At 75.4% G+C, this 20,196-nt stretch carries 16 protein-coding genes; 11 read left to right on the top strand and 5 right to left on the bottom strand.

Annotated elements, in window-relative coordinates:
* Nucleotides 1–82: 82 nt before the first annotated feature.
* The 3 genes from F1D97_RS14100 (at nt 83) to F1D97_RS14090 (ending at nt 4,340) form a co-directional block, all read left to right on the top strand.
* On the top strand, nt 83–1,948 hold the full coding sequence (locus tag F1D97_RS14100; protein WP_236121147.1) for a metallophosphoesterase family protein: 1,866 nt from the start codon (nt 83–85) through the stop codon (nt 1,946–1,948).
* A gap of 87 nt (nt 1,949–2,035) precedes the next feature.
* The gene (locus tag F1D97_RS14095; RefSeq protein ID WP_236121146.1) at nt 2,036–3,616 is read left to right on the top strand and encodes a D-alanyl-D-alanine carboxypeptidase family protein; all 1,581 of its coding nucleotides are present in this window, start codon (nt 2,036–2,038) and stop codon (nt 3,614–3,616) included.
* 31 nt (nt 3,617–3,647) lie between these two features.
* Nucleotides 3,648–4,340 (top strand): metal-dependent transcriptional regulator, encoded by a 693-nt coding sequence (locus F1D97_RS14090; RefSeq protein WP_236121145.1) that lies wholly within the window; start codon nt 3,648–3,650, stop codon nt 4,338–4,340.
* Nucleotides 4,341–4,373: 33 nt separating this feature from the next.
* On the opposite strand, the gene F1D97_RS14085 is transcribed toward F1D97_RS14090, so the two are convergent.
* Entirely contained in the window at nt 4,374–6,257 is a 1,884-nt protein-coding gene (locus F1D97_RS14085; protein WP_236121144.1) for a helicase HerA-like domain-containing protein, read from the bottom strand.
* A 54-nt stretch (nt 6,258–6,311) separates the two neighbouring features.
* On the opposite strand from F1D97_RS14085, the gene leuS reads away from it, so the two are divergent.
* The 5 genes from leuS (at nt 6,312) to holA (ending at nt 13,925) form a co-directional block, all read left to right on the top strand.
* Nucleotides 6,312–9,236 (top strand): leucine--tRNA ligase, encoded by a 2,925-nt coding sequence (gene leuS / locus F1D97_RS14080; protein WP_236121143.1) that lies wholly within the window; start codon nt 6,312–6,314, stop codon nt 9,234–9,236.
* A gap of 92 nt (nt 9,237–9,328) precedes the next feature.
* Nucleotides 9,329–10,213: a DegV family protein gene (locus F1D97_RS14075; RefSeq protein ID WP_236121142.1), complete on the top strand. Its 885-nt coding sequence runs from the start codon at nt 9,329–9,331 to the stop codon at nt 10,211–10,213.
* Between the two features lie 98 nt (nt 10,214–10,311).
* Nucleotides 10,312–11,274 (top strand): ComEA family DNA-binding protein, encoded by a 963-nt coding sequence (locus F1D97_RS14070; RefSeq protein WP_236121141.1) that lies wholly within the window; start codon nt 10,312–10,314, stop codon nt 11,272–11,274.
* A complete protein-coding gene (locus F1D97_RS14065) occupies nt 11,271–12,812 on the top strand; it encodes a ComEC/Rec2 family competence protein (protein ID WP_236121140.1) in 1,542 nt (513 codons plus the stop codon). Before F1D97_RS14070 ends, F1D97_RS14065 begins: the two co-directional genes overlap by 4 nt.
* Before the next feature lie 69 nt (nt 12,813–12,881).
* Nucleotides 12,882–13,925, top strand: coding sequence for a DNA polymerase III subunit delta (gene holA, locus F1D97_RS14060; protein WP_396022523.1), 1,044 nt, complete (start codon nt 12,882–12,884; stop codon nt 13,923–13,925).
* Between the two features lie 33 nt (nt 13,926–13,958).
* Here holA and F1D97_RS14055 read toward each other — a convergent pair whose 3' ends face one another.
* The 4 genes from F1D97_RS14055 to F1D97_RS14040 form a co-directional block, all read right to left on the bottom strand.
* Nucleotides 13,959–14,576 (bottom strand): EAL domain-containing protein, encoded by a 618-nt coding sequence (locus F1D97_RS14055; protein ID WP_236121139.1) that lies wholly within the window; start codon nt 14,574–14,576, stop codon nt 13,959–13,961.
* A 74-nt stretch (nt 14,577–14,650) separates the two neighbouring features.
* The gene (locus tag F1D97_RS14050; RefSeq protein WP_236121138.1) at nt 14,651–15,388 is read right to left on the bottom strand and encodes an EAL and HDOD domain-containing protein; all 738 of its coding nucleotides are present in this window, start codon (nt 15,386–15,388) and stop codon (nt 14,651–14,653) included.
* Between the two features lie 200 nt (nt 15,389–15,588).
* On the bottom strand, nt 15,589–15,849 hold the full coding sequence (gene rpsT, locus F1D97_RS14045) for a 30S ribosomal protein S20 (protein ID WP_236121137.1): 261 nt from the start codon (nt 15,847–15,849) through the stop codon (nt 15,589–15,591).
* Between the two features lie 195 nt (nt 15,850–16,044).
* The gene (locus F1D97_RS14040) at nt 16,045–16,683 is read right to left on the bottom strand and encodes a type II toxin-antitoxin system PemK/MazF family toxin (RefSeq protein ID WP_236121136.1); all 639 of its coding nucleotides are present in this window, start codon (nt 16,681–16,683) and stop codon (nt 16,045–16,047) included.
* A 142-nt stretch (nt 16,684–16,825) separates the two neighbouring features.
* On the opposite strand from F1D97_RS14040, the gene F1D97_RS14035 reads away from it, so the two are divergent.
* The 3 genes from F1D97_RS14035 to F1D97_RS14025 are packed head-to-tail and all read left to right on the top strand — an operon-like array spanning nt 16,826 to nt 20,192.
* The gene (locus F1D97_RS14035; protein ID WP_236121135.1) at nt 16,826–18,433 is read left to right on the top strand and encodes a circularly permuted type 2 ATP-grasp protein; all 1,608 of its coding nucleotides are present in this window, start codon (nt 16,826–16,828) and stop codon (nt 18,431–18,433) included.
* On the top strand, nt 18,427–19,356 hold the full coding sequence (locus tag F1D97_RS14030; RefSeq protein WP_236121134.1) for an alpha-E domain-containing protein: 930 nt from the start codon (nt 18,427–18,429) through the stop codon (nt 19,354–19,356). The genes F1D97_RS14035 and F1D97_RS14030 overlap by 7 nt, the downstream gene beginning before the upstream one ends.
* Complete coding sequence (locus F1D97_RS14025) at nt 19,353–20,192, top strand: transglutaminase family protein (protein ID WP_236121133.1); 840 nt, start codon at nt 19,353–19,355, stop codon at nt 20,190–20,192. Before F1D97_RS14030 ends, F1D97_RS14025 begins: the two co-directional genes overlap by 4 nt.
* Nucleotides 20,193–20,196: the final 4 nt, after the last annotated feature.

Genomic DNA, 20,196 nt, shown 5'->3' with positions numbered 1-20,196 from the left:
CTGACCCGCCCGCCAGCGGCCGCGCCGCGGTCGGGGGACCGCGCGCGAGAACCCTCAGCACGCGCGTCTAGGCTTCGTCGGGATGAACGAGCAGACCGACGCGACGCGCGACGACCGGCGCGCGCGGTGGCTCGTGCGCGTCGCGCTCGCGCTCGTCGCGGTGCTCGTCTCGCTCGTCTACGGCCTGACGACGGCCCGCGCGGAGGCGGGGTTCGGCCCGCACCTCGCGCAGTACGCCGTCACGACGGACGACCTCGTCGTGGTGGACCTCGGCCCGCTCGGCACGCTCGAGGTCGACTCGCCGCTCCCGCTGACGCTCGGCGCGCGCGTCACGGTGCAGGAGATCCCCGCGTCGCTCACCGAGGTCGACGACGCGACGACGCTCCAGGCGCTGTCCGGGGACCTGCAGCGGTACGTGCAGTTCTTCTCCGCGCCCCGCGCGACCGTCGACGACGTGACGCGCGCGATCGTCGCGGACGCGCTGCGCCGCGCGTTCGGTGCGCTCGTCGTGATCGTGGGCGCGTGGTGGTTCGGTCGGGTCGCGCTCGGCGGGCCGAGACGCGCCGAGCTGGGCGCGAGGTGGAGCGCGCACCGCACGCAGATCGCCGTGGGCACGGCGCTCGCGGTCGTCGTCGCGAGCCTGTCCACCTCGAGCCTCGGACCCGGTGACCAGGCCGACGATTCGCGGCCCGTGTCGCACGTGTTCGACGGCACCGCGCTCGAGGGGGCGCGCGTGACCGGCCGGCTCGGCGGTGTGATCGACACCTACGGTGCGAAGGTCCTCGCCGCGTATCGCACGAACGAGGAGTTCTACGCGCGCGCCGACGAGGCGCTCGCGGTCGCGTGGGACGAGCGGCAGGAGGCCCAGGCGCTCGAGGCCGCGCGCGCGGCGGAGGCCGAGCGGCTCGCGCAGGAGCTGCTCGCGCGCGAGAGCGCGGCCGCGGTGCCGCCCGAGCTCGTCGTGCCGCCCGACCCGACGGCGGACCCGACGAGCCCGACGGGTCCCGTCCCGACGACGGGCGCCACCGGCGTTCCCGACGGCGGCCGCGAGGGTGTCGACGGCACGGAGGAAGGCGGGGACGCGGGCACGGACGCGGGCGCGGACGGGGGTGCGGGCGCGACGCCGTCCGGCACCCCGTCGCCGACCCCGACGACGCCCGAGGAGGACCTCGTCACGCTCGTCGTCGTCTCCGACCTGCACTGCAACGTCGGGATGGCGCCGCTCATCACGACGCTCGTCGAGCGCTCCGGCGCGTCGGTCGTGCTGGACGCGGGCGACACCACGATGAACGGCACGGCCGTCGAGCAGTACTGCACGTCGACGTTCGCGTCCGCGGTCCCGGACGGCGTCGATCTCGTCGCGGTCGGCGGCAACCACGACTCGGCCGACTCGGCGCGCAGCTACGCCAAGGCCGGAGCGACCCTGCTGTCCGGCAAGGTCGTCGAGGTGAAGGGGATCCGGGTCCTCGGCGACGCCGACCCGAACGAGACGCGCGCGGGTGCCGCGACGGCGTCCCTCGGCGAGAGCGCGCAGGACGCGGGCGACCGCCTCGCGGCCACGGCGTGCGACGACGACGGCGTCGACCTGCTGCTCATCCACACCCCGGCGGTCGGGGAGCGCGTGCTGTCGACCGGCTGCGTGCCCGCCCAGGTGTCCGGGCACCTGCACCGGCGCACCGACCCGCAGCAGGTCGGCCTGGGCGTGCGGTTCATCAGCTCGAGCACGGCGGGGGCCACGCTGGGCCAGGCGACGGTCGGGCCGCTCAACGGCACGGCGGAGCTCACGGTGCTGCGGTGGGACCCCGCGACGCGGCTGTTCGTCGACCACCAGGTGGTGCGGGTGTCGCCGTCGGCGACCGTCGACGTGCTCGAGCGCGTGCCGTGGCCGACGATCGTGCGGCCGGAGCGGGGCGGCCCGGTGCCGATCAACGGTCCCGTCCCCTCCTGACGGTTCACCCGTGCCACCTCGCGCGCACGGGCTTACCGTGGACCGGTGGCGAAGCGGCCCGGGGGGATGGAGCCGCGACGGTCGAGGGTGACCGCCGCGCCGTCGCACGCGTCCCTGCGGCACTCGCTGGTGCGGGTGGTGCTGACGATCCTGCTCGCGCTCGGCCTGACGATCCTCGCGATGCTCGGACCCGTGGCGCCGGGCAACGCCGGCGCGGACACCGACCACCTGGCCGCGGGGGAGTCCTTGCGCCCGCGGCAGTCGCTGGTGTCGCCCGGGGGCACCGCCGTGCTCGTCGTCGGCGCGTCCGGGCAGGTGTCGCTGTACGGCCCGGCCGGCGACGTGGTGTGGACCGTGGCCGGCCGCTCACGCGGCGCGGCGCTCGGGCTGGACGACGAGGGCCGGCTCGCGCTCGTCGGTCGCGGCGGGCGCACGCTGTGGACTCCCGACCTCGGGGAGGGGCCGGTCGTCGGGGCACGGCTCGAGCTGCGGGACGACGGCGACCTCGTGCTGCTCGACGAGACCGGCGCGACCGTGTGGGCGACGGGCACCGCGCAGCGCTCGTCGACGCTGGCACCGGGCGGCATGGTGGTCCCGGGCCAGCCGCTGACCTCTCCGGACGGGCGGCACGTGCTCGTCGTGCGGCGCACCGGCAACGTCGTGCTGCTCGGCCCGGACTCGCGACCGCGGTGGTCGAGCGCGACCGAGGGCGAGGGGACCGCGCTGACGCTCGACGCGGACGGCGTGCTCGCGGTGCGCGACGCGCAGGGCGACGCGGTCTGGACCACGCACCGCGCGGCGGTGCCCGGTGCGACGCTCGTCCTGCGCGACGACGGCGACCTGGTGCTCGCGGCGCCCGACGGGAGCGTCGTGTGGAGCAGCGGGACCGGGCTCGGCCCGACGAGCCTCGCGGTCGACGCCGTGCTCGCCGAGGGGCAACGGCTCGACGGCCCCGACGGCCACCTGCACCTCGACCTCGCTGCGGACGCGCTCACGCTGCGCTACGACGACACGACGGTGTGGACCGCACCCGCCACGCCCGGTCCGGGTGGCTCGCTGCACGTGCGCGGCGACGGGCGGCTCGTCCTGGTCGACGGCGACGGGCAGGCCGTGTGGGGGACGGAGGCGCCCGAGGGTGGCGCGACCGGCGCCGCGCTGCGGCTCGACGCCGCCGGCGCGCTGCTCACCGCCGGGAACGGCCAGGAGCTGTGGCGCGTCGACGTCCCCGCCGAGGTGCTCGTCGCGCCCGTCGCGCCGCCCGCCGACTGCTCGCTCGTCGACGGCCCCGTGGGCCTGGACGCGACCGTCCTGACGAGCCACGGCGTGCGCGTGCACGCGTGCCTCGCGGACGCGGTCGACGAGCTGCTCACGCAGGCGCGCGCGGCGGGCATCGACCTCGGGGCGTCGGGATGGCGCAGCCGCGAGCAGCAGCAGGCCGCGCGGGCCCGCAACTGCCACGCGACCTCGTCGGGCGTCGTGTGCCGTCCGCCCACCGCGACACCGGGGAAGTCGCGGCACGAGCGGGGTCTCGCGCTCGACCTCACCGACCACGGGCGGCTCGTCCGCACCGGCACACCCGCGTGGGACTGGCTCGTCGAGAACGCCGGACGGTACGGGCTGGCGAACCTGCCGGGCGAGCCGTGGCACTGGAGCGTGGACGGCTCCTGACCGGCCGGGCACCTGGCCTAGCCTGGTCCTCGTGAGCGACCCCGTACCCGAGCCGACCCCCGTGCTGTCGCCCGTCGCGCAGGACTACCTCAAGGTCGTCTGGTCGGCCACGGAGTGGGCCGAGCGCCCCGTGACCACCAAGCTGCTCGCCACGCGGCTCGGCGTCGGTGCGTCGACCGTCTCGGAGACCGTGCGCCGCCTCGCGGACCAGGGCCTGCTCACGCACGAGCCGTACGGCGCGGTCGGGCTGACGGACGAGGGCCGACGGCACGCGCTCGCGATGGTGCGCCGCCACCGCCTCGTCGAGACGTTCCTCGTCGAGGTGCTCGGGTACGGCTGGGACGAGGTGCACGACGAGGCCGAGGTGCTGGAGCACGCGGTCAGCGACGTGTTCGTCGAGCGGGTCGCCGAACGGCTCGGGCACCCGGTGCGTGACCCGCACGGCGACCCCATCCCGGGACCGGACGGCGCGATCGTCGCGCCCGACGCGACGCCGATGTGGGACGCGGGCCCGGGCGAGTGGACGGTCGCGCGGATCAGCGACGCCGACCCGGACCTGCTGCGCTACCTCGACGAGGTCGGCATCGGGCTCGACACCGCGCTGACCGTGGGCGCGCGACGCGACGCCGTGGGCACCGTGGGTGTGACGGTCGCCGGCCGCGAGCTGGACCTCGGTCAGGTCGCGGCGCACGCGATCTGGATCGCACCGGCCGCGACGCGCTGACCGCGCGGACGGGCGGGGCGCCCGCGGCCGAGGTCAGCGGCGGCGCGTGCCGAACACCGTGCGCGTGATCTCCCGGCCGAGCTGCGTGCCGACCGAGCGCAGCAGCGAGTCGAACGCGCCGCTCGTGCGCTGCGTCGTCTTCTTGCGTGCCGCGGCGGCCTCCTTCTCGCGCTGCTTCGCGACGCGCTCGGCCTCCTTTGCCTGCTCCTTCGCGTGCTCCGCCTCCTCGGCCGCCTTCTGCGCCGCGAGCCGCTCGGCCGCCGTCTGCTCGGCGCGTGCCGTGAGCAGCTCGTAGGCCGACTCGCGGTCCACGGCCTGCGCGTACCGCGCCGCCAGCGGGCTCGCGGTGACCGCGGCGGTCTGCTCGTCGGCCGGCGCCGGGTCCATGGACGACTGCGGCGCGCGCAGCCGGGTCCACGCGACGGGCGTCGGGACGCCCTTCTCGCCCAGCACCGTCACGACCGCCTCGCCCGTGCCGAGCGACGTGAGCACCTGCTCGAGGTCGTACGGCGACGTCGGGAACGTGCGCGCGGCCGCGCGCAGCGCCTTGGCGTCCTCCGGGGTGTACGCGCGCAGCGCGTGCTGCACGCGGCTGCCGAGCTGTGCGAGCACGTCCGCGGGCACGTCCTTGGGGCTCTGGGTCACGAAGAACACGCCCACGCCCTTGGACCGGATGAGCCGCACGGTCTGCGTGACCTGCGTGAGGAAGTCGTCGGACGCGTCGTGGAACAGCAGGTGCGCCTCGTCGAAGAAGAACACCAGGCGCGGCTTCTCCGGGTCGCCGACCTCGGGCAGCACCTGGAACAGCTCGGCGAGCAGCCACATGAGGAACGTGGAGAACAGCGCGGGCCGGTCCTGCACGCCCGGCAGCTCGAGCGCGGTGACGACGCCGCGGCCGTCGGGCGCGGTGCGCAGCAGCTCGGTCACCTCGAACGCGGGCTCGCCGAAGAACGCGTCGGCGCCCTGCGCCTGCAGCGCGACGATCTCACGCAGGATCACGCCCGCGGTCGCGGCGGACAGCCCGCCGATGCCCTTGAGCTCGGCCTTGCCCTCGTCGGACACGAGGTACGCGATCGTCGACTGCAGGTCCTTGAGGTCCAGCAGCGCGAGTCCCTGCGCGTCCGCCCAGTGCATGATCAGCCCGAGGCTGGACTCCTGCGTCGCGTTCAGGCCGAGCACCTTGGCCAGCAGCAGCGGCCCGAAGTCGGTGACCGTGGTGCGCACCGGCACGCCGGTGCCCATGCCGCCGAGCGTGAGCAGCTCCACGGGCGACGCGGTGGGCACCCACTCCTGGCCGATGCTGCGCGTGCGCTCGAGCAGCTTGTCCGACGACGCGCCGGGCCGCATGAGGCCCGACAGGTCGCCCTTGACGTCCGCGACGAACACCGGGACGCCCGCCGCGGAGAGCCCCTCCGTCATGACCTGCAGGGTCTTGGTCTTGCCGGTGCCGGTGGCCCCCGCGACGAGGCCGTGCCGGTTGAGCATGCCGAGCGGGAGGCCCACCTGGACGGCGGGGACGGGCGACCCGTCCTCGAGGAACGCGCCGAGCGGGAGCACGGCACCGGAGAACGTGTAGCCGGCGCGGACCTTCTCGGCGTGCTCGGACAGCTGCGCAGCGTCGGGCGACGGGTCGGCGGGCTGTGCCGCAGCGGGTGCCGCGCTCGGTGCCGCGGTGCCGGGCGCCTCGGCGGGTGCCGCCTCGGCCGGCTGCGGGGGAGCGGCCGACGCCGCGGGTGCCGACGAGCGCGCGGCGGCCTCGGCCGCGGCGAGCGCGGCCGCTGCTGCTGCGGCCTTCGCCTCGGCCGCCTCGGCGGCTGCGGCCGCCGCGGCGGCGCGCAGCGCGGCGAGCTCGACCTCGCCGGTGGGGGTGCTGGGGGTGCCGGCGGTGCCGGCGGCAGGGACCTCGCTGTCCGACATGGCGCCGATCCTAGAGCGGTGAGGGGTCCCGCGCGGGCTCGGTAAACTCGCGGGGTGACCACGACCCCTGCACAGAGCCCCGATCCGAGCGTCGAGTCCCGCGACGACGTGCCGTTCCGCTACACGGCGGACCTCGCGCAGCAGATCGAGCTCCGCTGGCAGGACGAGTGGCAGGAGCGCGGCACGTTCTTCGCCGCGAACCCCACGGGTCACCTGACGGACGGCGACGGTCGCCACGCCGACCCGTCCAAGCGCACGTTCTTCGTCATGGACATGTTCCCGTACCCGTCGGGGGCGGGCCTGCACATCGGCCACCCGCTGGGCTACATCGCGACGGACGTCGTCGCGCGGTTCCGCCGCATGCAGGGCGACAACGTGCTGCACGCGCTCGGCTTCGACGCGTTCGGCCTGCCGGCCGAGCAGTACGCCGTGCAGACGGGCCAGCACCCGCGCGTCACGACCGAGGCGAACATCGCGATCATGCAGCGCCAGCTGCGCCGCCTGGGCCTGGCGCACGACCCGCGCCGGTCGTTCGCGACGATCGACCCGGAGTACGTGCGCTGGACGCAGTGGATCTTCCTGCAGATCTTCGGCGCCTGGTACGACGAGGACGCGGTGCGGCCCGACGGCGGCCGCGGCAAGGCCCGCCCGATCGAGGAGCTGGAGGCCGAGCTCGCGGACGGCACGCGCCCTGTCCCGGTCGTCGATGGCGTGCGCGAGGGCGTCGCGTGGGCGGACCTCGACGTCGTCGAGCGCCGTCGCGTGCTGGACTCCCGCCGCCTGGCGTACGTCTCGGAGACGCCCGTGAACTGGTGCCCCGGCCTGGGCACCGTGCTGGCGAACGAGGAGGTCACGTCCGAGGGCCGCTCGGAGCGCGGCAACTTCCCGGTGTTCCAGCGCAGCCTGCGCCAGTGGAACATGCGGATCACGGCGTACGCGGACCGCCTGACCGACGACCTGGAGCACATCGACTGGCCCGACAAGGTCAAGTCGATGCAGCGCAACTGGATCGGTCGCTCGTCGGGCGCGCACGTGACGTTCGCGGTCGAGGGCGGCCAGGAGGTCACGGTCTTCACGACGAGGCCCGACACGCTGTTCGGTGCGACGTTCATGGTCGTCGCGCCCGAGCACCCGCTGCTGGACGAGGTCCCGGCGGCGTGGCCGGACGGGACCAGGGACGCGTGGACGGGCGGGCACCCGACGCCGGCCGCGGCCGTCGCGGCGTACCGCGCCGAGGCCGCCGCGAAGACGGCCGTGGAGCGGCAGGCGGACGCGGGTCGCAAGACCGGCGTGTTCACCGGGCACCTGGCCGCGAACCCGGTCAACGGCGAGCTGCTGCCCGTGTTCACCGCCGACTACGTGCTCATGGGCTACGGGACGGGCGCGATCATGGCCGTCCCCGGCGGCGACTCGCGCGACCACGCGTTCGCGCAGGCGTTCGACCTGCCGATCGTCTACACGATCGACGGCGAGGAGACCGACGCCGCGCGCACGGGCGACGGCGCCGTCATCAACTCCGCGAACGACGAGATCTCGCTCGACGGCCTGGACGTCGCGACCGCCAAGGAGCGGATCACCGCGTGGCTCGAGGCCAAGGGCGTGGGCGCGGGCACCGTGACGTACCGCCTGCGCGACTGGCTGTTCTCCCGCCAGCGCTACTGGGGCGAGCCGTTCCCGATCGTCTACGACGAGAACGACCTGCCGATCGCGCTGCCGTCCGACGCGCTGCCCGTCGCGCTGCCCGACGTGCCGGACTACTCGCCGCGCACGTTCGACCCGGACGACGCGGACTCCTCGCCCGAGCCGCCCCTGGGCCGCAACGAGGACTGGGTGAACGTCACGCTCGACCTGGGCGACGGCCCGCGCACGTACCGCCGCGACACGAACACGATGCCGAACTGGGCAGGGTCGTGCTGGTACTACCTGCGCTACCTCGACCCGGCGTCCGACGACGTGCTCGTCGACCCGGTGCTGGAGAAGTTCTGGCTGGCGCCGGGACACAGCGGCGACGCGGCGGACTCCGTCGGCGGCGTCGACCTGTACGTCGGCGGCGTCGAGCACGCCGTGCTGCACCTGCTGTACGCGCGGTTCTGGCACAAGGTGCTGTTCGACCTGGGCCACGTCAGCGGCGCCGAGCCGTTCCACAAGCTCTTCAACCAGGGCTACATCCAGGCGTACGCCTACACCGACGAGCGCGGCGTGCACGTCCCCGCCGCGGAGGTCGTCGAGGACGCGTCGTCGCCCACCGGCTTCACCTGGAACGGCGAGCCCGTCAACCGTGAGTACGGGAAGATGGGCAAGTCGCTGAAGAACATGGTGACGCCCGACGAGATGTACGCCGAGTACGGCGCGGACACGCTGCGCGTGTACGAGATGTCGATGGGTCCGCTCGACCTGTCGCGCCCGTGGGAGACCCGCGCGGTCGTCGGCTCGCAGCGGTTCCTGCAGCGGCTGTGGCGCAACGTCGTCTCCGAGACGGACGGCTCGCTCGTCGTGACCGACGACGCGCCGTCCGACGAGACGCTGCGCGTGCTGCACCGCACGATCGCGGACGTCACCGAGGACATGGCGCACATGCGGATCAACACCGCGATCGCCAAGCTCATCGTCCTGAACAACCACCTCACGACGCTGGACGCGGCGCCGCGCGCGGCCGTCGAGCCGCTCGTGCTGATGACCGCGCCGATCGCGCCGCACATCGCCGAGGAGCTGTGGGCCCGCCTGGGTCACGAGCGCTCGCTCGCGCTGGCGCCGTACCCTGTGGCCGACCCCGCGTACCTGGTCGAGGACACCGTCACGTGCGTGTTCCAGGTGCAGGGCAAGGTCCGCGGGCGCGCCGAGGTGTCGCCGCAGGCGTCCGACGACGACCTGCGCGCGCTCGCGCTGCAGGACGCGGGCGTGCAGCGGGCGCTCGCCGGCCGTGACGTGCGCACCGTGATCGTGCGCGCCCCCAAGCTCGTCAACGTGGTGCCGGCCTGATCGGGCGTCGCGGGCGGCCGGCCGCCGGGCCGGTCGCCGTCGTCACGGACTCCACCGCGTCGCTGCCCGACGGGCTCGCGGAGCGGTGGGGCGTGCGTGTCGTACCGCTCGACGTGCTCGTCGGGACGCAGCGGCACGTCGAGGGCCACGACCTCAGCCCGGCGGACCTGCTCACCGCGCTGCAGCGCGGCGAGCGCGTCAGCACCTCCCAGCCGCCGCCCGCCGCGTTCGCCGCGGCGTACCGCGCGGCCGCCGAGGCCGGGGCGCGCGAGGTCGTCTCGGTGCACCTGTCGGGCGAGCTGTCCGGGACGGTGGGCGCGGCACAGGTCGCCGCGGCCGACGCCCCCGTGCCGGTGCACGTGGTGGACTCCGCGGTCACCGTGATGGCGCTCGGCTTCGCGGTGCTCGCCGCGGCCCGGCACGCGCGGGGTCTCGACGAGGTCTCGGGCGGGCTGCTCGACGGGCCGCCGGCGCCCGACGCGGCGCCCACGCGCCTCGCCGACCGGGTCGCGCAGTGGGTCGCGCGGCCGGACGCCGCCGCCCTGCCCGACGGTGCGGACGTCGCACGGGTCGCGCGGGAGCGCAGCGCGGACGCCCGCGCGTGGTTCCTGGTCGACTCGCTCGACCACCTGCGGCGTGGTGGCCGCCTGTCCGCCCCGGCGGCGGCGCTCGGCACCGTGCTGGGTCTGCGGCCGCTGCTCACGCTCGACGACGGGCGCGTCGTCGTCGCCGAGAAGGTGCGCACCCGGCGCGCCGCGCGTGAGCGGCTCGAGGCCGTCGCGCGTGCCCACGCCGAGACGCGCGGCCCCGTGCGGGTCGCCGTGCACCACCTCGGGCAGCCCGACGTCGCCGCGGAGCTCGTCACGCAGGCGCGGCGGTGGCCGCACGTGGTCGAGGCGGTCGCGTGCGAGACGAGCGCGGTGATCGCGGCGCACGTCGGCCCGGGGCTGCTCGCGGTCGTCGTCGTCGACGCCTGACGGACCACCCGACCCCAGCCCCGGCGGATGCCTCCCGCATCCACAGGCGGGCCACCGTCGGCCTCGTCGCCGCGGGTGGGCTCCCTAGCGTCCGTGCGGTGATCCCGCTCGACCCGACCCGGTCCCGCGGCCGCGAGGTGCGCGCGCGGCTGCGCTCCCTGGTGCACGACGACGCGGTCGCCGACCAGGCGCGGTCGAGCCTCCCGGCGCCAGGTCCCTCGCGGTCGGTTCTCTCGTGGCCGGACTGCTCGTGGTCGGACGGCTCGTGGTCGGACGGCTCGCGGGTGGACGGCTCGGGGCCGGACCCGTCACGAGCGGGGCCTCCTTTCGGGGACGCGCTCGCGATCGCGGCGCAGCGCTACGCCGACGCGCACGGGGTGCTCCCGGGACCCGAGCGGGCCCCGACCCGCGTGCGGTGGCGTCCGAGCGTGCGGACCGCGCTCGCGGGCTCGGTGGCGATCGTGCTCGTCGCCGGGGCGGTCGCGCTGCGCACCGTCGTGACGCAGCCGGGGGAGCCGGTCGACCTGCCGGTGCCCGCGCCGCTCACCGCCGCGCCGGCGACGCCGTCCGGTGCGGCGGGCTCGGCGGGTGTCGAGGCGGACGGCTCGGCGTCCCAGGCGCCGCAGGAGGTCGTCGTGGACGTCGCCGGCGCGGTCACCCACCCGGGCGTCGTGCGGCTGCCGGTGGGGGCACGCGTCGTCGACGCGATCGACGCCGCCGGGGGAGCGACGGCCGACGCGGACCTCGCACGGCTCAACCTCGCGCGCGTGCTCGTCGACGCGGAGCAGGTGCTCGTCCCACGGCCGGGCGACCCGCTCCCGGTCGGCCCTTCCCCGGGCTCCGGGGCCGCGACCGGGGCGGGAGCGGGCGACGACCTCGTGGACCTCAACGCCGCCGACGCCGCTGCGCTCGAGACGCTGCCCGGCATCGGACCGGTGCTCGCCGAGCGCATCGTGGAGCACCGCGCGGACCGCCCGTTCTCGAGCGTCGACGAGCTCGTGGACGTGCCCGGGATCGGCACGGCGCTGCTCGAGCGGCTGCGGGACCGGGTGCGCGTGTGACGCTCGACCTGCGCCTCGTGCCGGCCGCGCTCGCGTCCTGGGTCGCGGCGCTGCTCGTCGTGCGGGCGCCGCCCGGCCGGGCGCTCGTCGTGGCGGTCGGCGCCGTGCTGCTCGCGTCCGGTTGTGCGCTCGGGCCGGTCCGGCGCCGGTGGGACGGGTTCGTGCAGCCCTCCTGGCAGGCGTCGGTCGTGCTCGCGCTGGTCGCAGCCGCGGCCGTCGGTGCCGCGGGGGCCACGCAGGTCGCGGCCCGGGAACGGGGTCTGCTGCCCGAGCTCTCGGCGCGGGCGGCGGTCGCCACGCTCGTCGGCCGCGTGGGCGCCGACCCGGTGCCCGTGCGCGCGACGTGGCCCGGTGCGCCGCCGCGCACGCGGTGGGTGCTCGACGTGACGCGCGTGGAGGCGGGTCGTCGGACGTCGGCCGCCGTCGGGCGGGTCGTCGTGCTGTGCGGCGCGCTCGGGGGCGGCGGGCCCGCCTACGGTGCGCGGGTGCAGGTCACGGGCAGGCTGCGCGCGGCCGATCCCGGCGCCCGCGAGGTCGCGGTGCTCGTCGCGGGCGCCGACCCGGTGACGCTCGAGCCCCCGCGCGCGTGGGACGCCGCCGCCGGCCGCGCCCGCGCGCACGTGCGAGCGCTCGCGGACGGGATCCCGGGCGACGCCGCCGCCCTGCTGCCCGGTGTGACGGTCGGGGACACCTCGCGCGTGCCCGACGACCTGGCCGACGCCATGCGCGCGTCCGGGCTGACGCACCTCGTGGCGGTCTCGGGTGCGCACTTCGCGCTCGTCGCGTCGCTCGTGCTCGCCGGTACCGCGGCGGTCGGCGCGCCGCCGCGCGTGCAGGCCGGTGCGACCGTCGCCGTCGCGGCCGGGATGCTCGTGCTGGTGCACCCTGAGCCGAGTGTCGTGCGGGCCGCCGCGATGGGCGCGGTCGGCGTGCTCGGTCTCGCCGCAGGACGGCCGGCGCGCTCGCCCGCCGCGCTCGGGGCGGCCGTCGTCGTGCTGCTCGTGGCGGACCCGTGGCTCGCGGGCGAGCTCGGCTTCGCGCTGTCGGTCGCGGCGACCGCCGGGATCGTCCTGCTCGGGACCGCGCTCACGCGGCGCTGGGCGGCTCGGCTCGGGCACGGTCCGGCGTCCGGGATCGCGGTGCCGGTCGCGGCGCAGCTCGTGTGCGGCCCGCTCGTGCTCGTCGTGAGCGGCGTGCTCACGCCGTGGGGCGTCCTGGCCAACGTCGTGGCGGCACCCGCGGTCGCGCCGGCCACGCTGCTGGGCCTGCTCGCCGCCGTGCTGGCTCCGTGGTGGCCGGGCGCGGCCGAGGCGGTCGCGGCGGTGGCCGGCGCGGCGTGCTGGTGGATCGGCGCGGTCGCCCGCCACGCCGCGCACCTGCCCGGTGCGCGCCTCGCGTGGCTGCCGGGACCCGCCGGCGTGGTGCTGCTAGCCGTGGTCGGTGCGACGCTCGCGCGGCTCCTGCTCGGGCCGAGACGCGACGCGCCGGCGGGACCGGCCGGGACCGGGGAGAGCCGTCGGGGTGGGGTGTCGGCGTGAGGCGGCGGCGTGAGCCCCCGGTGTGACGCGGCGGCGTGAGGTGTCGGTGACGTCTGGCAGGCTGGACCCGTGCCCGCGCCCACCCGATCCAGCCGCTCCTCCGGTGGTCGCTCCGGCGGCCAGCGCCGCTCGTCGGCACCCCCCGGGCTGACGTGGGAGGAGGCCGCACCGGCGCCCGTCGTGCTGGTGCGCGGCTCGGAGGGCCTGCTCGTCGACCGGGCGACCGACCGGATCGTCGCCCTGGCACGCGAGGCCGACCCGGACGTCGAGGTCACGCGCATCGACGCCGCCCAGTACACCGCCGGGATGCTCGGCGTGACCACCAGCCCGTCGCTGTTCGCCGAGGACAAGGTCGTCGTGGTCGAGGCGCTCGAGACCGGCCCGGACGACGTGTTCGCCGACGTCCAGGCGTACCTGGCCGCCCCGGCTCCCGGCGTCGTGCTGGTCCTGCGGCACAGCGGAGGAGTGCGGGGCAAGAAGACGCTCGACGCGCTCCGCGCGGCGAAGGTGCCGGAGATCGCGTGCGACGCCGTGACGTCGGACGCCGACAAGACGTCGTTCGTGACCGCCGAGCTGCGGCGGGCCGGTCGGCGCGCGGACGGCGCCGCGGTGCGTGCGCTCGTCGACGCCGTGGGCAGCGACCTGCGCGAGCTGGCCGCGTCGTGCTCGCAGCTCGTCGCCGACACCACCGGGATGATCGGCGTCGACGTCGTCGAGAGGTACTACGGGGGCCGCATCGAGGCGACCGGGTTCCGGGTCGCCGACGCCGCCGTCGCGGGCGACGCGGGCCAGGCCGTCGCGCTGCTGCGGCACGCGCTCGCGACGGGTCTCGACCCCGTGCCCGTGGTCGCCGCGCTGGCCGCCAAGCTCCGCACCATCGCGAAGGTGGGTGCCGTGCGCAGCCGCGGTCAGGGTGCGCTGCGGGACCTGGGGCTCGCGCCGTGGCAGGTCGACCGTGCGCTGCGTGAGCTGCGCTCGTGGACGCCGGAGGCCCTCGCGGAGGCGATCAGCGCGGTCGCGCAGGCGGACGCGGAGGTCAAGGGCGAGAGCCGGGACCCGCGGTTCGCGGTCGAGCGGGCCGTGCTCCGCGTCGCGGCCGCCGCCGGGTCCTGACGTCCTCGCGGCGGCGGGACGGCGAGCGAGAGGTCAGAGCGCGAGCGTCGCCGCCGGGCCGAGCACGTCGCCCTGCAGGAGGTCGAACCCCCACGCGACGCAGTGGTCGACGAGCGCGGTGTCGCTGACGCGTTCGGCGACGACCTGCGCTCCCGTGCTGCGTGCGAGCTCGACGAGCGCGCTGCCGTGCTGGACCAGGTCGCGGCAGTCGATCTTGACGTAGTCCGCCCACGGCAGCATCGCGAGCTGCGCGGCGGTCGCGGTGAAGTCGTCGATCGCGAGCCGGTAGCCGGCGGCGCGCAGCCGCGTCAGCCCGGCGAGCGCCGCGTCGTCGGCGGGGACCGTCTCGACGACCTCCAGGACGAGCCGATCGCGGTGCGGCGGCAGCGTCCGGGTGTCGACGAGGTAGCCGCGCGTGACGTTCACGAACGCGAGCGTGTCGCGCAGGTCCATGGTGGGGATCCGGCCGAGGACGGCTTCGGTGGCGTCCTCCTGTCGGCCTTCGTCCCAGTGGTCCACGCCCGCCGGGGTGCCGTCCGGCATGCGGTAGAGCAGCTCGTAACCGTGCAGCTCACCGCCGGGCGACCAGATCGGCTGGCGCGCGACCTGCGGCGGCGTGGACGGCCGCGGTGCGTGCGTGTGGGGACTCACGCTGGATGAGAGGCGCTGACGCGCGATCCATGACGCCGTTTCGTGAGACACGTCGCTGGCGTCCGTCTACCGCGTCAGTCGACGATCTGCGCGCTCGCGCGGTCGAGGACGCCCGCGCGCTCGAGAAGGTTGCCCTGGAACAGCGTGAACCCCAGGTCACGGGCGTGCGCCATCGCCTCCGGCGTCTCGACGTACTCGGCGACGAGGCTCGCACCGTAGGAGCGGGCGAGCGCGACGACGGGGCGTCCCTCGACGTCGAGGTCGCGGACGTCGACCTTCACGTAGTCCGCGTGCGGTAGGAGCCGGCGCTGCGCCGCGCTGCTCACGAACGCCGGGAGCGCGAACCGGTAGCCCTCGGCGCGCAGGCGCCGCACGCCGGCGAGGACGTCCGCGTCGATCGGCACGGTGTCCGGGACGACGAGCACGAGGCGGTCCGGCCGGCGCGGGACGGCGAGGTCACCGACGAGGTACGCACGCGTGCAGCGCACGAACAGCAGGCGACCGTTCGCGACGCTCTCGAGGTCGGCACGGCCGAACGTCGCGGACAGCACGTGGGCGGTCGCGCGCTCGTGCTGCTGCGCGCTCCACGAGCCGGCGCGCGCGCCGGACAGGGCACCGTCCCCGCGGTAGGAGAGCTCGTAGGCGACGGGCTGACCCGACGCGGTGAAGATCCCCTGGCGTCCGACGAGCACGGGCGAGCAGGAGACATGTGCCTCCCACTGCGTGCGGAGGGCCCCCGGGATCGCGTCGTCCACAGCCGCCGCGAGGCGCCGGAGTGCCGCGTCGTCGAGGTCGTCCTTCACGCTCACCATGACATCACACCTGAGACGCGCGGTTGCGCGAACGCACGGGTGGAAATCGCTCGCCCCAAACGTTTCATCCAGGCCCTGGTCCACCCCGCGGGTGACGCCGCTGGTCAGGAGGCGAAGACGGAACGAGGCGCCATCCCGGAGGGGATGACGCCTCGTGGCTCACGCACGACGTGCGGCGTGTGCTGCCCGCGGGCGGGAACTCAGAGCGAGTTGACCGACTTCGCGAGCGCCGACTTCTTGTTGGCCGCCTGGTTGGCGTGGATGACGCCCTTGCTGACCGCCTTGTCGAGCTTCTTCGACGCGGTCTGCAGCGCGGAGGTGGCCGCGTCCTTGTCACCGCCGGCGACGGCCTCGCGGACGCGACGGATGTGCGTCTTGAGCTCGGACTTCACCGACTTGTTGCGCAGGCGCGCCTTCTCGTTGGTGCGGATGCGCTTGATCTGGGACTTGATGTTCGCCACTGGTGGACTCTCTTGTGCGTTCGCCGAAGCGATCTGACAGGTCGTAGAGGGCGCGCGCAGCTCCGGGACTGGGGCGTGGGGACACCCGCGGAGAGGAGCTGGGCGAGTGCCCGCCGACCTGGGCGGACACGCAAGGGAAGATGCTACCCGACGCGGACGCTCCCACCCAAGCCGCGCAGGCTGCGCAGGCGCACGTCACACCCGGCCGCGCAGCTCCGTCAGCGCGTCGGCCACCTTGACGAACAGGTCGTGGTCCACGACGGCCCCCTCGCGACGGATCGTGTCGGGGTCGAGCCGCAGCACCCGGTCCAGGCGCACCTCGCTGTCGCGGCGCCTGGAGTCCCAGGGGCCCGAGCCGATGTCCATCCACACGCGGCCCTTGCGCGCCTCGCGCGCGGCGTTGCGGTCGTGGTCCTTGCTCGTGAGCATCAGCCCGAGCACGACCGGGCCGTCCCAGCCGACGACGAACACGGGCCGGTCCTTGCCCTGCGTCGCGTCCTCCTCGTAGGGGACCCACGTCCACACGATCTCGCCCGGGTCCGCCGCGCCGTCCAGCTCGGGGCTGTAGTGGATCGGGACCGGGCCGACGTGGTCGGGCAGCACGGTGCGCGCCGGCTGGGCCGGCGTCGTGCTCGTCGTGCTGGTCGTGCGGGCGTGCGGGCGGTGGACCCGGCCCGGCCGGTGCGCACGCTCGTGCGTCGGGACCGTCGACGTGGCGGTCGAGGTGGACGTCGGGCCGGACGAGGAGCGCGACGAGCCGCGGGAGACGAGCACGCGCAGCAGCGTCGACGCGGTGCTCCGGAGCAGTCGGGAGACGGACGAGGAAGCGGCCACGGGCGGGAACCTATCGGTTCGCCCGCTCCCGCGTGCAAGCCCGACCGCCTCCGCCGCGCGCGCCCCGCGGGTCGCCGTTGCCGCCCCGCCCCGGGGGGTGCCCCGTAACGCGCCGGTGATCTGGCGGGGCTACGTTCGGCGCATGGCGGACCTCTTCGACGACTACCCGGCCGGGGTCGCCTGGGACGAGATGCTCGACCCCGCGACCGGCCCGCGCGCGGCGTACAAGCACGTCCACGCGGCCCTCGCGCAGCTCTCCGCCGGCGAGCTGCGAGCGCGAGCGGACGCGCTCGCACGGACGTACCTGACGCAGGGCGTGACGTTCGACTTCGCGGGCGAGGAGCGTCCGTTCCCGCTCGACGTGGTGCCGCGCGTGCTCGCGGGCGACGAGTGGGAGCACGTCGCACCGGGCGTGAAGCAGCGTGTGCGCGCGCTCGAGGCGTTCCTCGCTGACGTGTACGGGCCGCAGCGGGTGATCGCCGACGGCGTCCTGCCGCGCTCGGTGATCGTGTCGTCGACGAACTACTGCCGTGCGGCACGCGGGATCACGCCGCCCAACGGCGTGCGCGTGCACGTCTCGGGCATCGACCTGATCCGCGACTCGCTGGGCGGGTGGCGCGTGCTCGAGGACAACGTGCGGGTCCCGAGCGGTGTGAGCTACGTGCTGTCGAACCGCCGCGCGATGGCGCAGACGTTCCCCGAGCTGTTCGCCGCGCTGCGGATCCGGCCCGTGTCGGACTACCCGCGTCGCCTGCTCGCCGCGCTGACGGCCGCGGCACCCGCGGGCGTGGACGACCCGACGGTCGTCGTGCTGACCCCCGGCGTCTACAACAGCGCGTACTTCGAGCACTCGCTGCTCGCCCGGACCATGGGCGTCGAGCTCGTCGAGGGGCGCGACCTGTTCTGCGCGCAGGGGCGCGTGTGGATGCGCACCACGCAGGGTCGTCGTCGCGTGGACGTCATCTACCGGCGGGTGGACGACGACTTCCTGGACCCGGTCACGTTCCGTGCCGACTCGTTGCTCGGCTCGCCCGGGCTCATGACGTGCGCGCGCAACGGCACGGTCACGATCGCCAACGCGGTGGGCAACGGCGTCGCCGACGACAAGCTCGTCTACACCTACGTGCCGGACCTCATCCGGTACTACCTGGGCGAGGAGCCGATCCTCGCGAACGTCGACACGTGGCGCCTGGAGGAGCCGGGCTCGCTCGAGGAGGTGCTCGACCGTCTCGACGAGCTCGTCGTGAAGCCCGTCGACGGCTCGGGCGGCAAGGGCCTCGTCGTCGGACCCGCCGCCTCGCGTGCGGAGCTCGAGGCGCTGCGCTCGCGCCTCGTCGAGGACCCGCGCGGCTGGATCGCGCAGCCGGTCGTGCAGCTGTCGACCGTCCCGACGCTCGTCGAGGACGGCCTGCGCCCCCGGCACACCGACCTGCGACCGTTCGCGGTGAACGACGGCGACGACATCTGGGTCCTGCCCGGCGGGCTCACGCGCGTCGCGCTGCCGGAGGGCCGCCTCGTCGTGAACTCCTCGCAGGGCGGCGGCTCGAAGGACACGTGGGTGCTCGGCGGTTCCCCGCCGCGGCGCGAGGCCGCGAGCGCGGCCGTGCACCACCCGGTTCCCGTGGGCAACGCGGTCCCGATCGACGCGAACCCGCAGGACATCCGCGCGCACGTCATGCAGCAGCAGCAGTCGCTCGACGGCCGGCCGGCCGCGCCCTCGTCGTCGGACCAGGAGGTGGGCACGTGCTGAGCCGCATCGCCGAGTCGCTGTTCTGGATCGGCCGCTACGTGGAGCGCGCCGACGACACCGCGCGCCTGCTCGACGTGCACCTGCAGATCCTGCTCGAGGACCCGTGGGCCGAGGAGGACCTCGCGTGCCGCTCGCTGCTGTCGGTCATGGACCGCCAGCTGCCCGCGAGCAGCGCGCCGATCGGCCGCGTCGAGGTGCTCGACGTGCTGGCCTACGACCGGTTCTCGCCCTCGTCGATCGCGGGCGCGCTCGTCTCCGCGCGCGAGAACGCGCGCCGCGCCCGCGAGGTCATCTCGACCGAGCTGTGGGAGAGCCTCAACGCGACGTGGAACCAGCTCCCGTCGCACATGCGCCCTGCGCGCCCGCACGACTACTTCACGTGGGTGCGCGAGCGCGCCGCGGTCGTCGCGGGCGTCGTCGACGCGACCGCCTCCCGTGACGACACGTGGGCGTTCATGGTGCTCGGCCGCTCCATCGAACGCGCGGACATGACCGCGCGCCTGCTCACGACCCGCGCGCTCGCGGGCTCGGGCGGGCCCGGCTGGACCACGCTGCTGCGCTCGTGCGGTGCGCACGAGGCGTTCCTGCGCACCTACCGGGGCACGGCGTCCGACGAACGTGCGGCCGGGTTCCTGCTGCTCGACCGGCTGTTCCCGCGCTCGATCGTCTTCGCGCTCAACCAGGCCGAGGCGTGCCTGACCGCGCTCGAGCCCGTCGTGGACCGCGCGAGCGTCGACGACGCGCGCCGGCACATCGGTCTCGTGCGCACCAACCTCGAGTACCGGCCGCTCATCGACGTGCTCGACGCGCTGCCGCGCGAGATGGAGCAGGTGCAGCGCGCGTGCGCCGCCGCGTCCGACGCGGTCCGCGGCCGGTACTTCCCGTCCGCGCTCACGACGACCTGGGTGGGGGAGAACCTGTGAACCGGCTCCGCGTGGTCCACACCTCGACGTTCCGCTACGCCGCGCCCGTGCAGGCGTCCTACAACGAGGCGCGCATGACGCCCGTGTCGCAGGCCGGGCAGACCGTCGTGTCCAGCCGGTTCGAGGCGCAGCCGCACACCTGGTCGTACGAGTACCGCGACTACTGGGGCACCGCCGTCACCGCGTTCGAGGTGCTCGTGCCTCACGAGTCGATGGTCATCACCGCCGAGCACGTCGTCGAGGTGCGCGAGGCCGCCCCGCCCCGCGCCGTCCTCGGCTGGGCTGCGCTGCGCACCGACGAGGTCCGCGACCGCATGGCGGAGTTCCTCGCCGACACCCCGACCACCGCGGCGCCCGACGAGGTCGTCGAGCTCGCCCGCACCGCCGCCGAGGGCTTCGAGCCCTCCGACGCCGCCGTCGCCGTGTGCGAGGCCCTGCGCGACCGCCTCGAGTACATCCCCGGCGTCACGACCGTCCATACGCCCGCCGCGGAGGCCTGGCAGGCCGGCGCGGGCGTCTGCCAGGACGTCGCACACCTCGCGCTCGGCGCCCTGCGGGCGATCGGGATCCCGGCTCGCTACGTCTCCGGCTACCTGCACCCGACGCGCGGCGGTGAGGTCGGCGAGACCGTCACCGGGGAGTCCCACGCGTGGGTCGAGTGGTGGGTCGGCGAGTGGGTCGCCTACGACCCGACGAACCGCGTCCCCGCGGGCGGGCACCACGTCGTCCTCGCGCGAGGTCGGTCCTACGACGACGTCGCGCCGCTGCGCGGCATCTACGCAGGCGCCGGCACGCAGGAGCTCGACGTCGAGGTCCGCATCACCCGCGAGGCCTGACCCG

This window comes from Cellulomonas palmilytica, from assembly GCF_021590045.1.
Classification (GTDB): Bacteria; Actinomycetota; Actinomycetes; order Actinomycetales; family Cellulomonadaceae; genus Cellulomonas; species Cellulomonas palmilytica.
Note: the sequence above shows the minus strand (reverse complement) of the source record. Positions and strands in the feature narration are given on the sequence as shown.